10 protein-coding genes and 1 rRNA gene are annotated in these 15,636 nt (G+C 60.4%); 6 read left to right on the top strand and 5 right to left on the bottom strand.

Annotation, left to right across the window (positions count from 1 at the left end; all coding sequences use genetic code 11):
• The first annotated feature begins 3 nt into the window (after positions 1–3).
• The 4 genes from aceK to KO539_RS23115 all read left to right on the top strand — a co-directional run bounded on the left by aceK (position 4) and on the right by KO539_RS23115 (position 4,914).
• Positions 4–1,803, top strand: coding sequence for a bifunctional isocitrate dehydrogenase kinase/phosphatase (aceK, locus tag KO539_RS23130; RefSeq protein ID WP_219311990.1), 1,800 nt, complete (start codon positions 4–6; stop codon positions 1,801–1,803).
• Positions 1,800–2,996 carry an acetyl-CoA C-acyltransferase gene (locus KO539_RS23125; RefSeq protein WP_099379186.1) on the top strand — a complete coding sequence of 399 codons (1,197 nt, stop codon included), beginning with the start codon at positions 1,800–1,802 and terminating at the stop codon, positions 2,994–2,996. The genes aceK and KO539_RS23125 overlap by 4 nt, the downstream gene beginning before the upstream one ends.
• An 83-nt stretch (positions 2,997–3,079) precedes the next feature.
• Positions 3,080–3,748, top strand: a complete 669-nt coding sequence (locus KO539_RS23120; protein ID WP_219311988.1) for an SDR family oxidoreductase — start codon at positions 3,080–3,082, stop codon at positions 3,746–3,748.
• Positions 3,749–3,786: 38 nt separating this feature from the next.
• On the top strand, positions 3,787–4,914 hold the full coding sequence (locus KO539_RS23115; protein ID WP_099379184.1) for an acyl-CoA dehydrogenase family protein: 1,128 nt from the start codon (positions 3,787–3,789) through the stop codon (positions 4,912–4,914).
• Positions 4,915–5,389: 475 nt separating this feature from the next.
• On the opposite strand, the gene KO539_RS23110 is transcribed toward KO539_RS23115, so the two are convergent.
• The 4 genes from KO539_RS23110 to KO539_RS23095 form a co-directional block, all read right to left on the bottom strand.
• Complete coding sequence (locus KO539_RS23110; RefSeq protein WP_099379183.1) at positions 5,390–6,283, bottom strand: YihY/virulence factor BrkB family protein; 894 nt, start codon at positions 6,281–6,283, stop codon at positions 5,390–5,392.
• Between the two features lie 85 nt (positions 6,284–6,368).
• Positions 6,369–7,448: an LD-carboxypeptidase gene (locus KO539_RS23105; RefSeq protein ID WP_219311986.1), complete on the bottom strand. Its 1,080-nt coding sequence runs from the start codon at positions 7,446–7,448 to the stop codon at positions 6,369–6,371.
• A gap of 89 nt (positions 7,449–7,537) precedes the next feature.
• On the bottom strand, positions 7,538–10,288 hold the full coding sequence (locus KO539_RS23100; RefSeq protein ID WP_374106478.1) for a TonB-dependent receptor: 2,751 nt from the start codon (positions 10,286–10,288) through the stop codon (positions 7,538–7,540).
• Positions 10,289–10,505: 217 nt separating this feature from the next.
• The gene (locus KO539_RS23095) at positions 10,506–12,311 is read right to left on the bottom strand and encodes an ABC transporter substrate-binding protein (protein WP_219311984.1); all 1,806 of its coding nucleotides are present in this window, start codon (positions 12,309–12,311) and stop codon (positions 10,506–10,508) included.
• A 214-nt stretch (positions 12,312–12,525) separates the two neighbouring features.
• Between KO539_RS23095 and KO539_RS23090 the strand changes: the two genes are divergently transcribed.
• On the top strand, positions 12,526–13,764 hold the full coding sequence (locus KO539_RS23090; RefSeq protein WP_035823177.1) for a nucleoside recognition domain-containing protein: 1,239 nt from the start codon (positions 12,526–12,528) through the stop codon (positions 13,762–13,764).
• A gap of 8 nt (positions 13,765–13,772) precedes the next feature.
• Positions 13,773–15,275 (top strand): D-alanyl-D-alanine carboxypeptidase/D-alanyl-D-alanine-endopeptidase, encoded by a 1,503-nt coding sequence (gene dacB, locus KO539_RS23085; RefSeq protein WP_219311982.1) that lies wholly within the window; start codon positions 13,773–13,775, stop codon positions 15,273–15,275.
• Between the two features lie 258 nt (positions 15,276–15,533).
• Here the strand turns inward: dacB and rrf are convergent.
• Positions 15,534–15,636, bottom strand: a 5S ribosomal RNA gene (rrf, locus tag KO539_RS23080); the annotation flags it as partial.

The raw sequence follows: 15,636 nt of genomic DNA, 5'->3' as shown, positions 1-15,636 counted from the left end.
ACTATGACGCACATTGCCTTCCCCAAATTGCTCTCTTCCCAGATTGCATTCGATATCGCGCGCACCATCCGCGACGGCTTCGACAAGCATTACCGTTTGTTCCGCGCAACCAGCCGGCAAGCCAAGCAGTATTTCGAACAAGGCGCCTGGGCCGCGGCGCAGACGGCGGCCCGCGAACGCATCGACTTTTATGACAAGCGCGTGCAGGAATGCGTGCAGATGCTCGAAGATGAGTACGAAGAGTCGGAGTTGAGCGATGAAGTGTGGCGCGAACTGAAGTTGCATTACATCGGCATGCTGACGGAGCACAAGCAGCCGGAACTGGCGGAAACCTTCTTCAATTCCGTCTGCTGCAACATCCTGCACCGCACATATTTCAATAACGACTATATTTTCGTGCGTCCCGTCGTTTCCACGGAATACATCGAAACGCAAGATCCGGCCCCCACCTACCGCGTGTATTACCCGGGCAAGGATGGCTTGCGCCACACCTTGACGCGCATGGTGAGCAACTTCCAGCTGAACTGCGCCTTTGCCAACCTCGAGCGTGACGTGGCACAAGTGGAAGCGCGGCTGCAACAGCTGTTCGGCGGCGACCGGCTCGAACCGAACCACCAGATCCAGGTCCTGACCAGCTTGTTTTACCGCAACAAGGGCGCCTATCTGGTCGGCAAGGGCATCAACGGCAACCGCGAATACCCGTTTGTCGTGCCGATCCTGCACAACCGTCACGGCAAGCTGGTGCTCGACACGGTGCTGTTCGAGCAGCAGCAGATCGCCGTGCTGTTTTCATTTACGCGCGCGTATTTCCTGGTCGATATGGAAGTGCCGTCGGCCTACGTACAATTCCTGCGCAGTTTGCTGCCGCGCAAACCGCGCAGCGAAATCTATACGATATTGGGCTTGCAGAAACAGGGCAAGACCTTGTTTTACCGCGACTACCTGCAGCACCTGAAACATTCGTCGGACCACTTTGAAAGCGCGCCCGGCATCCGTGGCCTGGTGATGCTGGTGTTTGCCCTGCCCTCGTTTCCGTATGTCTTCAAGGTCATCAAGGATTTCTTTCCGCCCCCCAAGGAAACCACGCGCGCGCAAGTCCAGCAAAAGTATTTGCTGGTGAAACACCACGACCGGGTGGGGCGCATGGCCGACACGCTCGAGTATTCCAACGTGGCCTTTCCCCGCGCCCGTTTTGCCGAAGAACTGCTGGCCGAGTTGAAACAGTTCGCCCCTTCGCTGATCGAAGAAGACCACGAGCAGATCATCATCCGCCACCTGTACATCGAGCGGCGCATGGTGCCGCTGAACATGTGGCTGAGCAATGCCGAGAAGGAAGGCCGCGATGACCTGGTCGAACACGCCATCGTCGAGTACGGCAACGCCATCAAGGAATTGGTGGCGGCGAATATTTTTCCCGGCGACATGCTGTATAAAAACTTTGGCGTGACCCGTCATCAGCGTGTCGTTTTTTACGATTACGATGAAATCGAGTACATCACCGATTGCCAGTTCCGCGTCATCCCGCAAGCCCGCACGGAGGAAGAAGAAATGTCGGCCGAACCGTGGTATCCCATCGGCAAGCACGATGTGTTTCCCGAACAATTCGGCACCTTCCTGCTGGGCAATCCCCGCATCCGCCGCTATTTCATGCAGCACCATGCCGACCTGCTGACGGCGCAATATTGGCAGGCGCGCAAGCAGCGCATCGAAGACGGCCATATCGAGGACGTCTTCCCTTATCCGCAGCACCTGCGTTTTTGTATGCAGTCACCATCCCCACCTTTAACCGGAGATCCAACATGAATGATCCAGTCGTAATCGTCGGTGCCGCACGCACCCCCATGGGCGCCTTCCAGGGCGACTTTGCCAACGTCACCGCCAGCGACCTGGGCGCCGTGGCCATCCGCGCCGCCGTCGAACGGGCCGGCGTGGCGCCGGATGCCGTGGAACACGTGTTTTTCGGCAATTGCCTGATGGCTGGCCAGGGCCAGGCGCCCGCGCGCCAGGCCTTGCGCAAGGCGGGCTTGCCCGATTCCACGGGCGCCGTGACCCTGTCGAAAATGTGCGGCTCGGCCATGCAGACGACCATGTTCGCGCATGACACCTTGCTCGCCGGCAGCGCCGACGTGGTGGTGGCGGGCGGCATGGAATCGATGACCAACGCCCCCTATCTGGTGCCGAAGGCGCGCGGCGGCTACCGCATCGGCCACGGCATGATCTATGACCACATGATGATGGATGGTCTGGAAGACGCCTACAGCCGCGATGAAAAGGGTAACGCACGCTCGATGGGCACGTTTGCCGAAGAGTGCGCCAGCCAGTACCAATTCACGCGCGAAGCGCAGGATGCGTTTGCCATCGAATCCGTGAAACGCGCGCAAGCGGCCACCAAGGATGGCAGTTTCGAATGGGAAATCGTGCCCGTGACCGTTTCCGGCCGCGGCGGCGACACCATCGTCAGCATCGATGAAGGCCCGCAAAAAGCCCGCCTGGAAAAAATCCCGACCTTGAAAGCGGCGTTCAAGAAGGATGGCACCATCACGGCCGCCTCGTCGTCGTCGATCAACGATGGCGCGGCCGCCCTCGTGCTGATGCGCGAATCGACGGCGAAAAAACTCGGTTGCACCGTCATCGCGAAAATCCACGGCCATGCCACGCACGCGCAGGCGCCAAACGAATTCACCACGGCCCCCATCGGCGCGGTGAAAAAGCTGTACGCCAAGACGGGCTGGAGCAGCAGCAATGTCGACTTGTTCGAGATCAATGAAGCGTTCGCCGCCGTGCCGATGGCCGCCATGCACGACCTCGACATTCCGCACAGCAAGATCAACATCCACGGCGGCGCGTGCGCGCTGGGCCACCCGATCGGCGCCTCGGGCGCGCGCATCATCGTCACCCTGCTGGGTGCCTTGAAGAAAACCGGCGGCAAGCGCGGCGTGGCGGCCCTGTGCATCGGCGGCGGCGAAGCGACGGCGATGGCGATCGAACTGGTATAAGCTGCGCTGTTGACGACAGGCGCGCGCGGCGTGGTCACGTTCGCTGCGCGCCTTTTCATTGATTTCACCCAGGGAGAAAAGACATGCCTACCGCATTGATCATCGGCGCCTCGCGCGGCATCGGCCACGAAATCGTCCGTCAATACCGCCACGATGGCTGGCGGGTGATCGCCACGGCGCGCACGCAAGACGCTTGCGACGCCCTCGCGCAACTGGGCGCGGAAGCGCACCAGCTCGACGTGACGGATGTGGAGGGCTGTGCCGGCCTGGGCTGGAAGCTCGACGATGAAAAACTCGACGTGGCCATTCTCAACGCGGGCGTGTACGGCCCCCGTCACGACGGTACCCCCACGCAAGAAGATTTCGATGCCGTCATGCACACGAACGTGCTGGCGGCCATGCGGCTGCTGCCGCTTCTGGCGCCGCTGGTGGCCAATGCCAAAGGCAAACTGGCCGTGCTGTCCTCGCACATGGGCTCCCTGAGCGAGCGGGGCAACCCCAGCGGTTCGCTGTACCGCGCCAGCAAGGCGGCCTTGAATTCCGTGCTGATCGACACGTCCCTCGTGTACGGCCCGCAAGGCGTCAGCTGCGTCGCCTTCCACCCGGGCTGGGTGCGCACGGACATGGGCGGCGCCGGCGCCGATATTTCACCCGAGCAAAGCGCTGCCGGCATCCGCGCCACCCTGGCCAGCCTGCCGGCCACGGACAAGGCCGTGTTCCGCAACTATGATGGCAAGCCCATCGCCTGGTAATTCCTGCCTCCACTATAAAAAATACGAGACGACGTCCCATGATACTCAATGAAGAACAATCAATGATCCAGGAAGCGCTGCGCAGTTTTTCGCGCGAGCGCCTGGCGCCCAACGCGGCCCGCTGGGACAAGGAACATCATTTCCCGAAAGAAGAATTGCAGGAACTGGCCGCGCTGGGCGCCTTTGGCGTGGCCGTGCCGGAAGCGCTCGGTGGCGCCGGCCTCGATTACGTGTCGCTGGCCCTGGTGCTGGAAGAAATTGCCGCCGGTGACGGCGGCACGTCGACCATCATTTCCGTGAATAATTGCCCCGTGTGCAGCATCGCCATGATGTATGCCAACGACGCGCAAAAGGAACAATGGCTGCGCCCGCTGGCGCAAGGCACGATGCTTGGCGCGTTTTGCCTGACGGAACCGCACACGGGCAGCGACGCCTCGGCCCTGCGCACGACGGCCACGCTCGACGGCAATGAATACGTACTCAATGGCACCAAGCAGTTCATTACCAGCGGCAAGTATGCGGACGTGGCCATCGTCATGGCCGTCACCGACAAGGCGGCCGGCAAGCGCGGCATCAGCGCCTTCTGGGTGCCGACGAACACGCCAGGCTACATTGTGGCGGGACTGGAACAGAAGATGGGTCAGCATTCGTCGGACACGGCGCAAATCCTGTTCGACAACTGCCGCATCCCGGCGGCAAATCTGATTGGCGAAGAAGGGCAAGGCTACAAGATCGCCCTGTCCGGCCTGGAAGGCGGACGCATCGGCATCGCGTCGCAAGCCGTGGGCATGGCGCGCGCCGCGTATGAAGCGGCCCTGAGTTATGCGCGCGAGCGCGAAAGCTTCGGCAAACCCATCTATGAACACCAGGCCGTGCAATTCCGCCTGGCCGACATGGCCACGCAGATCGAAGCAGCGCGCCAGCTGATCCGCCACGCAGCATCGATGAAGGATGCGGGCCTGCCGTGCTTGAAGGAAGCGGCCATGGCCAAGCTGTTTGCGTCGGAAATGGCGGAAAAAGTGTGCTCGGACGCCATCCAGGTGCACGGCGGCTACGGTTATGTGTCCGATTTCCCCGTCGAGCGCATCTACCGCGACGTACGCGTGTGCCAGATTTATGAGGGAACCAGCGATATTCAGAAAATTCTTATCGCCAGAGCCTTGTAAAAATATCTAGAAGTAGCGGTCTCAGCGCTTTTAGAAACCGTAGCGAGCAAGCCCGCTATCGGATTGAGTAACGCAGCCGTACTTCGGTACGGCGAGTAACGCCAATTCGATAGCGGGCTGCGTAGTAGGTTTATAAACGCGCCCACCAGACGAAAAAAAAGCCCGCTAGCGCGGGCTTCGTTCCAATGTATTACCAATGCTTTAATCGTGTCATGGACGCCAGTGCTATCTGCAAAGTGCCTCCTGATTTTCGGACTCCCATGCTATCTGCATGGTGACTCCAAGTGTAAATCGACCATCGTATCCGGAATTACAAAATCCATTTCTTCGCACTGTCACGCCATCGACATTACACCTGTCGGTCGCCGCGCTGAAACTGGATGGTGAGATGATTTGCTGCCAAATCTCAATCACTGAGCGAAGTATAGCACAGCCTTTTGTGCAATGCAACAACGAATTGAAGCCATACTTTAAATCAAGTCCTTAGCGCCAGCGGCTTGTCCTCTTGCCCGCCACGCGCCACCCTTTCGTACTCGGAAATCACTTGCGCGCCCAGCAGCAGCAAGGTGGCGCCGATTTCCAGGCTGAACATGACGACGATGGCTGTCGTCATCGAACCATACACGACATTGACCTGTGACAAGGTGGAGAAATACCAGACCAGCACGTGACGGGCGATTTCCCACAGCAAGGCCGCCGTCACGCCGCCGATCAGCGCATGCGTAATCGATAATCGTCCCACCGGCATGACCAGGTAAATCGAGCTGAGCACCAGGATTTCGCCCGCCAGTCCCAGCAGATACAGCAGCACGCCGGACACGCCTTCCAGGCCCCAGTCGTGGCGCAGGAAGCGCACGCTTTCCTCGCCCATCACTTGCAGGCTGCCCGCCACCAGGGTGATCAGCAAGATCCCCACGCCCAGGCACAGGATGTAGCAATACGGCAGCACGGCGGAAATGAGGAAATGGCGGCGGCGGATGGCCACGCGGTGAATAAAGATCACGCTCATGGCGTTTTCCAGCACGGTAAACGCCAGGGAGCTGAAGAACAGCATGGTGAGCAGTAGCAGCCAGCCGATCACGCCCCGGTTGTTGAGGAAATGCGCGACCTCGGCCACGATGGCCTTCGATTGCCCCGGCACCAGCCATTCCAGGTAATGACCTATGGTTTGCAGCAATTCATCCTGCGCGATCACGTGCGACAGGGCCACCACCACCAGCATCAGCAGGGGCACGATGGACAGCAGCGAGTAATACGCGACGGCGCCCGCCAGCAGCAAGCCCTGGTTGGCGCGAAAAGCCTTCAGCACCTGCAGCACGAAGGCCAGCGGGTGGCTGAGGATGTAGGTACTGGCGTGGCGGTTGATCATATCGGGTGCGGTGAAGAAGGCGGCGCGGCCTCGTGCCACGCCTTATCACACTAGCATACTGACAATCACCCTGCTGCACCGTGCGCTAGCAGACGGCCGGCTCCAACAAGGTCAAGGTTTGCCGGTCCGCATCCAGAGTGGCGAGGATCCCCATCGGTATCGTGAACTGGTGGCGGATGTGGCCAAACGAATAGCCGCTGACGGCCGGCACCGTCAATGGCTGCAGATGCTGGTTCAGGGTGTCATTCAGGGTCAGCGCCGTGTCGCCCTCGGCCGCCTCGCAATGCTCGAAAATGCCCAGCATCAGCGCCGCCGCCTTGGAAAACCCCACGGACAGGTCGAGCTGACACAGCATGCGGTCGATGCGGTAAGGCACTTCATTGATTTCTTCGAGGAAAAGGATGTGCTCGCGGAAATCGGCCGCATACGGCGTGCCGGCCAGTGCGCTGACCAGGCACAGGTTGCCGCCCGTCAAGCGTCCCGTCGCCTGGCCGCCATGCACGGTGCGGATGGCGAAGTTCGGCTGCGTCTGCGCGCGGCGGTGGTTGTCCAGCGCCATCGGGATCGTGTAGCTGTCTTGCGGTGTCATCAGCACGTTGCGCAGCTGCGTCACCGTGTAGTCGGAAAACGTGGACGAGGCCACGGGACCGTGAAAGGTCACCAGGCCCGTCTGGCGGGCGATGGCCAGGTGCAGGGCCGTGATGTCGGAATAGCCGATCAGCACTTTCGGGTTGGCGCGGATCAAGCCATAGTCGAGCAGCGCCAGCAGTGAAATGCAGCCGGAGCCGCCACGTATCGCCCACACCGCCTTGACTTCCGGGTCGCGAAACGCGGCGTGCAAGTCGTCCAGGCGCTGCTGCACCGTGCCCGCATAGTTGCCGTGCACGGCGCGAATATTCGCGCCCAGGCTGGCGCGCAGTCCCAGCGATGCGATATTGCGCTGGGCTTTGGCAATGGACTCCTCATCCGTAAAGCCGCCCGGTGCGATGATGGCCACCAGGTCGCCATCGCGCAGGCGCGCCGGCTTGATCAATGCGTGTGGCTGTTGCATGCGTTTGCCCTTCCCTTGCGCGGCCGCCGCCCACGCCGGTGTGCCTGCCGCCCCGAAGCTGGCGGCCAGCAAGCCGCCGAAGTGGCGCCGGCTGAGATTGGTCTGACTGGACATGCGACCCTTTCCTGGAATAAAAAACGGCGACGCCAGGCGCCGCCGCACGAGGTTAACATGCCGGCGGGATCGCCGCCGGCATGGTTGCCTTACATGAACTTGTACTTCAGCTGGAAGGTGAAGGCGCGGCCACGCGCGTCGGCCACGCGCGGATCCCAGCCGGCGCCCACCACTTCATCCACGTTGTGCGCGGTGAACGGTGGATCGCGGTCGAACAAGTTCTGGATGCCCAGGGTCAAGGTGGTATTTTTGAAGCCCGTGTACGTACCCGACAAGCTATACGTGGTGTAGCTGGACACATCGGACTTGAAGCCCGGCGGCGGCATGCCCTTGCCGTCATTCGGTACCTGGTCCTTGTAGCCGGAAGCAAAACTCTGGATCAGCAAGCCGCTCCAGTCGCCGCGCGAGACACCGAAGCTGGCGTTGTGTTTCCAGCGCAAGTACAAATCACGCGTGTAGAAATTGCCGACCAGCTCCTTGTATTCTTGCCCCTTGTATTCGGCAAACTTGAAGCTGTCCATGTACGTGCCGTCCAGGGTGGCCGTCCATTTCGCGTCCTTGACCTTGCCTTCCCCGCGCAAGCTGACGTCCAGGCCGCGCACGCGGCTGCCGCCCGCATTGAACCAGCCCGCCTGTACGTAATCGATGGTGCCATCGGCCTTGCGGAAAATATACTGGTTCAGCGCCTGGTAATTGGCCAGCACGACTTGCGGCGTGCGTTTCAGGAGCTGGTCCTGGGTATTGATGGCCCAGTAATCGAACGAGGCGGAATAACCCTTCACCGGTTCGATGACGATGCCGACGCTGCCCTGCTTCGACGTCTCCGGCTTCAGGTTCAGGTTACCACCCGTCGTGTAGCTGAGACGATCGATGCTGCAATATTCCTTCACGCCAGGATGCTTGGCGCAGCCTTCCTGATCTTTCACACCATTCGGCAATTCCTGCGTCAATACACCTGAATAGAGCTGGTCGAAACTCGGTGCCAGGAAGCCCTTGCTGGCCGAGGCGCGGAACAGGATGAAGTCGGCCGGCTGGTAACGCAAGGCAATCTTCGGATTCGTCGTGGCGCCCACCTGGCTGTAATCATCACGACGCACGGCCAGCTGCATTTCCAGGTCTTTCATGATGGGCACCAGCAACTCGGCATACACGGCCTTGACGTTGCGGCTGACATCCTTCAATGCGGCATTTCCTGGCGCCAACAGAATCAGGTTGGCATCGACATCCTGTCCGAAACTGTAGCCTTCACGGCGCAAATCAAAACCGGCGGCCATCGCCACAGCGCCAGCCGGCAGCTGGAACAGTTCGCCCGAAACGGAACCGTCTATCTGCGTCAGTGTCGTCTTGCCATGCTGGAAGGCGCCACGGAACTTGGTCGACTCAATCAATTGCCTGGCCGCTTCCGTCTGGCTCTGGCCCGCGCCCACCCACGGATTGATGATCCCTGTCCCCAGGGCCGCGTACAACTTGTCCGTGTAGGAATAGCCATCCGTCAGCTTGGTCTTGGTGGTGCTCTGTGCGTAGGAAACGCCGGTCTTGTAATCCCATTTGCCGAAGTTGCCTTCAAAACCCAGCAGTACGCGGGCGTTATCGGTGGTATTTTCCTGCGTGCGGTTGCCCACGTCATTGGCGCGCCATTTGTAGGCAATCGGTTTGGTCTTGTCGAAAGACGGGATGTAGGCCGACAAATCCTGGTAATACGCGCCGCCCACGGGGTAGACGGCCTTGTTGGCAATGCTGGTCTGCACCTGCATCGGCGTCAAAATCGCCGTGGCCTTGGTGCGCGAACCGAGCGCTTCGACAAACATGCGGTGGTCGGGTGCCAGCTTGAACGTGCCGCGCGACAGGAAATTGGCCCGTTCAACAGGGAATTGCAACACATAGTCGGCACCATAGTCGTAGGCGCAGGAATACTTGGTGCGCAACGGCGACGTCACGTCTTTCCACAGTGCCGTCTGGTATTGCGACATGCCGGCGACGCTGTCGCACTTGCCCTGGAAGCTCAGGGGATTGGCTTGCAGGTATTGATTCGGGTCGCCAGGCAGCTGGAAGGCGGTGCCCAATGCCGTGCCGGCCCCCGCCATCTGGTTGGCAAACGGCGTGCCCGTGGTGTCAGGCGACAGGCCGCGGCCAGGATGGAAGCCATTGACGAAGGAGCGGTCGCTGCCGTTCAGGCGCTGCGCCTTGTCGACGGTCAGGCTGGCCATGAGGTTGTAGCCGTCCTCTTCCAGCGAGCCCGTGCCGGCCAGGATGGAAGCGCGGCGCGTGGCGCCGCCGCCCGCTTGCGTGTCGTTGGTGGAAACGGAGGCTTCCACGCCGCTGTAATTAGTTTTCAGAATGAAATTGATCACGCCGCCGATGGCATCCGTGCCGTAGATGGCCGAAGCGCCATCCTTGAGGATTTCCACGCGCGAGATTGCACCGAGCGGAATGGAGTTCAAGTCGACGGCGCGGCCACTGGCGCCATGCGTGGCCACGCGACGGCCGTTCAGCAGCACCAGGGTCGCGCCCGGTCCCAGGCCGCGCAGCGAGGCGAACGAGGCGCCGCCGGCCAGGCGGTCCGCGTCGGCGCCAAAGACGTTATTGCCCGAAGTCATGTTCTCGGCACCCGTGCCGTTTGCCGACAGGGTACGCACCAGTTGCTCGGCCGTCGTGATGCCCTGCTTTTCCATCTGCTCAAAGCTGATGACTTGCACCGGCAGCGCGCCTTCCTTGGCCACACGTTTGATGCTGCTGCCCGTGACTTCGACCCGTTGCATCGCTGGCGCCGCTTCCTGTGCCATCACCGGCCCCACCACCCCCATCAATGCCACCAATTGCGCTAGCTTCTTCAATTTCACGGGTCTCTCCTTTATTTGGGCAATCGAAACTTGAGTTCTCAAGTCAGGCTGTTAGATATGTCGCAACGTCTGTCTCGCAGTACATTTTTTTATGACATTTGCGCATGACTTTATTTGTTTTCATTTTCAGAGTAGCGCGATGCATCCGGGACCAGCCAATGAAAAATGCTTTCCTAACCATAACTTTTTGGAATGAATGCCCTTTTCAGTGACATGGTCACTTGCCTGCGGGGCTACCCTTGGCTTTATCCACGTCCAGATAGCGCCAGGACGTGAATTCCACAGGGTGGCGCCTGTAGTTTTTTAGCCACGGTTGCTGCAGGTCGGCAGAGATGGGATGCGTCAGCAGCACCCACGGCGTGTAGGCGTGGATCAGCTGAAACAGGTCGAAGTACAGACTGCGGCGGCGCGGCGTATCGGATAGCAGGCGCGCCTCCTCATAGCGTTTATTGTAATCGGGCAAGTTGAAGCGGGCATAGTTGGCGCGGCCAACGTTGCCGCCATACAACAATTGCATAAAGTTATCGCCATCGGGGAAGTCTGCGATCCAGTTGGTCTCGAACATCTGCACCTTGCCCAGGCGCGACGCCTTGATGATTTCCGTCTTCTTGTCGCTTTTAAATTCCACGCGCACGCCGATGGCGTTCAGGTTGCGGCGCCACAGTTCGTCGCGCAAGCGGCCCACCGTGCTCGGCTCCGTGTGCATGGTCAAAATCAAGGGCGTGCCATCGGGCTGCGTGCGGAAACCATCAGCACCCGCCTTGTAGCCGAAGCGCTCCAGCAAGGCGCGCGCCAGCACGGGATCGTAGCCGACGGGACTGCGGTAGTTCTTGTCGTAACCGAGCACATTCGGCGGTAGCGGCGATTGCGCCGGCAACGCCAGCCCTTTCTTCAACAGCGCGATGTCTTCGCGGCTGTTGTAGCTGAGGGCAATAGCGCGCCGCAGGGCCAGCTTGTCCTTGCCAGTGCCGCCCAGCACGGGGTCGTCCATATTCATCCACATGTAATACGTCTGCAGCACGGGAAAGCGCGTCAGCTGCATGCCCTTGGCGGCCAACGCCGGTTTCAGGGCGCCGTTTTCCAGCACCATGTCCGTCATCGATTCGGGCACTTGTTCCAGGTAATCGAATTCACCTTTCAAAAAACCCAGCATGCGCGATTGATATTCCTCGACGATGCGCACCTCGATGCGTTCGACCAGCGGTAATTGCTTACCTTCCAGCGCGGCGGCGATGGCGCGCGCATCCGGTGGCAAGGCGGCCAGCGCTTTGGTTTCCGTATGGAACACGGTGGCGCGGAAAGTCGGGTTGGCCTGCAGCACGATCTTGTCGCTGCGCTTCCACTCCTTCACCAGGAAGGGCCCCGTGCCCACGGGGTGGTTGCCGATCTGCCCTGCCGCCGGGTACGCTTCGGCCACTTCGCGCGCCACCACAGCGGTCGCCGGCATGGCCAGGTAAAACAGGAAGTTCGGGTCGACGCCGTTCAAGCGGATGCGCAAGGTGTATTTGTCCAGCGCTTGCAAGCCGGCGATCGGCGTGTCGTAGCTGAATTTGGCTTTCAGGGCAGCATCGCCCACCAGCTTGTCTTCCAGCAAGAACAGCCACGGCGACTTCAGGCTGGGGTCATACAGGCGCGTCAGGCTGTAGACATAATCCTGCGCCGTCACTTCGCGCGGCTGGCCCTTGAAAGCAGGATCGGGCGTAAAGAAAATACCTGGCTGCAAGTGAAAGATATACGTGCGCCCGCCATCTTCCACGGTGGGCAAGCCGCGCGCCGTATTGCCCTGCAGTTGCACCGGGCGCGCCAGGTAGTCATAGCGCAGCAGCGGATCAAAAATGTTTTCCATCAAGTTCAGGCTGGCCAGGTCGGACGCCACGGCCGGGTCCAGGCCCGTCTCGCTGGTGCTCAAAAACAAGTGCAAGGTTTTATTCGCGCGGGCATCGTTGGCGGCATCGGCGGACACGGTAAATAGCGTCAACAGGGCAAGGCCGGCGGCGCAGGCGGTTTTGCGTAAAAACATCATCAGTGATCCAGTGCAGACAAGGGTAAGGAACAGCGGTAAGCGACAGGCATCCCCCACACTACGCGGGCAAGCGACGGGGCGCCAATGAAAACAGGCTGCCAGCTTATAACTTTTTGGCATGCGATTGCTGCATTCTTTCATCAACTCGTATCGGGCTGCCCCTATACTTTGTTTGCAGACATTTTTCACTCCCGACACACAGAACTGATCGCATATGGCACTTAATTACATCTGGTCCGGCTTTTTCCTCGTTGGCTTCCTGGCCGCAGTGCTGCAGTGGCTGTTTCTCGGCGATACCGATATCTTCAAACGCATCATCGACGGCACCTTTGAGACGGCGCGCATGGGCGTGATGGATATCGCCCTGCCGCTGGCCGGCGTGATGACCTTGTGGCTCGGCATCATGAACATCGGTGAAAAGGCGGGCATCGTCGGCTGGCTGGCGAAAGTCATCGCACCGTTCTTTTCGCGCATCTTCCCGGAAATTCCGAAAGACCACCCGGCCACGGGCCACATGGTGATGAATTTCTCGGCCAACCTGCTGGGCCTGGACAATGCGGCCACGCCGTTCGGCCTGAAAGCCATGGAAAGCCTGCAGACCTTGAACCCGAACAAGGAAGAGGCGACGAATGCGCAAATCATGTTTTTGGTGCTGCACACCTCGGGCCTGACCCTGATTCCACTGGCCATCATGGCGCAGCGCTCCATCCTCGGCGCGGCCGATCCATCCGACATCTTTATCCCCTGCATGATCGCCACCTACGTGGCCACCGTGGTCGGCATCATCACGGTGTCCATCAAGCAACGCATCAACTTGCTCAACCGTGTCGTGCTGGGCTGGATGGGCGGTATGACGAGCGCCATCGTCGCCATGATCTGGTACTTCACGCAATACCTGACGAAGCAGGAAATCGAGCTGGTTTCCAAGGTGGTCAGCAACCTGGTGTTGATCAGCGTCATCGCCATATTTATTATTGGCGCGCTGCGCAAGAAAGTGAACGTGTACGACGCCTTCATCGAAGGGGCGAAAGGCGGCATCCAGACCTCGATTACCGTGATTCCCTACCTGGTCGGCATGCTGGTGGCCATCAGCGTGATCCGCAATGCGGGCGTGTTCAATTTCCTGATGAGCGGCATGAACTGGTTCTTTGCCAACCTGGGCATCAATACGGACTTCGTGCCCGCCCTGCCGACGGCCATGATGAAGCCGCTCAGCGGCTCCGGCTCGAAAGCCATGATGATCGATGCCATGAATACCTACGGCGTCGACTCCTTCGTCGGCCGCCTGGCCTGCGTCTTCCAGGGCTCGGCCGACACCACCTTCTATATCGTGGCCCTGTACTTCGGTTCCGTCGGCATCCGCAAGACGCGCTATGCGATCACGGCCGGCCTGATCGCCGATCTGGCTGGCGTGATCACGGCCGTCTTCGTTGCCTACGTCTTTTTCCACTAAGGAGCACCATGTTACGTCCTGTTCTGATGGCTGCGCTGTTGGCCGGTCTTGGCCTGTCGACCGCCCACGCGCAATTGCCCGAATCCGTCAGCCTGCTGCTGCGCAGCGCGAATATCCCCGAAGACGCCATGGGCGCCATCGTCCTGCGCGGCAACACCACCGTGCTGTCGCATGGCGCCGAGCGCAGCATGCAACCGGCCTCCACCATGAAGCTGGTGACGGCGGCCGTGGGCCTGGAGCAATTGGGCCCCATCTTTCGCGGCCGCACGGAGTTGCGCACCAGCGCCGACGTCATCAATGGCGTGCTGAAGGGCGACTTGATCCTGCGCGGCGGCGCCGACACGGATTTCAATGCGGACGTGCTGGAGCACATGCTGCAGACCCTGCGTAACCAGGGCATCGTGAAAATCAAGGGCGATTTGATCCTCGACCGCCAGCTGTTCCAGCCAGCCCGGCCCGATATCGGCGCAGCGCCGTTCGATGAGTCGGCCGAATTCCGCTACAACGTCATCCCCGATGCCTTATTACTGAACACCAATCTGCTCGATATCAATATGACTTCGACGGACCGGCAATTGAGCATCCTGATGCAGCCGCCGCTGGAGAACGTCAGCATCACGAGCGACATGAAGCTCATCAAGAGCAGTTGCGCCAGATGGGAAGACGGCTGGCGCCCGCCCGAATATCGGCGCGATGCGAGCGGCAAGCTGCAGGTCATCCTGCACGGCACCTTCCCGCAAAATTGCAGCAAGGCCACCAGCATCAATGTGCTCGACCGCAACGATTATGCGGACCGCTTGTTCCGCGCCACCTGGAAACGCCTGGGCGGCACGATCACGGGCACGGTACGCGAAGCGCCGGCAACTGGCTTGCCGCCGACGGCCGACCCGGTCGGCACGCGCATGCTGGCCGACCATGTGGCGCGCGCCTTGCCGGAAGTGCTGCGCGATATCAACAAGACGTCGGATAACACCCTGGCCCGCACTCTGTTCCTGAGCCTGGGCAGCTTGCAAAGCGATGGCTGGCTCGGTAGCCGCCCCATCGCCATGGCGGCGCCGGAAGACACGGCCACGCGTGCGCGGCTAGTCATCCAGGAATGGTTCCAACGGCACCATATCGATACCCAAGGCATGCTGGTCGACAACGGTTCCGGCTTGTCGCGCACAGGGCGCATTGCGCCTGCGCAAATGGCCGGCGTCTTGCAGGCGATGCAGCAAAGTCCGTGGGCGCCCGAGTTCCAGTCCAGCCTGCCCATCGTCGCGCTGGACGGCACCATGCGCAAGCGCCTGTTGAACAGTCCGGCCGCCGCGCGCGCGCGCATCAAGACGGGAACGTTGAAGAATGTGGTCGCCATCGCCGGCTACGTGCCCGACGCCAACAACCAACTGTGCGTGGTGGTCGCCATGATCAATAGCGACCTGGTGGGTAACGGCAACGGCCGCGCCGCCGTCGATGCGCTGATCGAGTGGGTGGCCAGGAGCGGGGCCACGCCGGTGGTGGCCGGTCAATAAAGGAAAATCAGAATAGAAAGGCAGCGCGCAGCGCTGCTTTTTTTTTCGTTTGTCACTTGGCTGCCAACTTGTCGGATTACGCTCCGCTAATCCGACCTACCCGCCATCCAATAAACGTAGGTCGGCTTAGCGCTACGCGCGTAAGCCGACAGCCACCACCGGCGCCAGACAAAACCACCAGACGAAAAAAAACCCGACCATTGCTGATCGGGTTTTTCTCTAGGTGGAACAGCCGGGGGCTGTTTCACCAAATAACAAGCCTGACGATAACCTACTTTCACACTGGTTGCAGCACTATCATCGGCGCAAAGTTGTTTCACGGTCCTGTTCGGGATGGGAAGGGGTGGGACCAACTTGCTAT

Source organism: Janthinobacterium sp. NKUCC06_STL (genome assembly GCF_019345455.1).
GTDB lineage: Bacteria > Pseudomonadota > Gammaproteobacteria > Burkholderiales > Burkholderiaceae_D > Janthinobacterium > Janthinobacterium rivuli.
The sequence above is the reverse complement of the archived record's forward strand: the minus strand, read 5'-3'. Positions and strand labels throughout refer to the sequence as shown.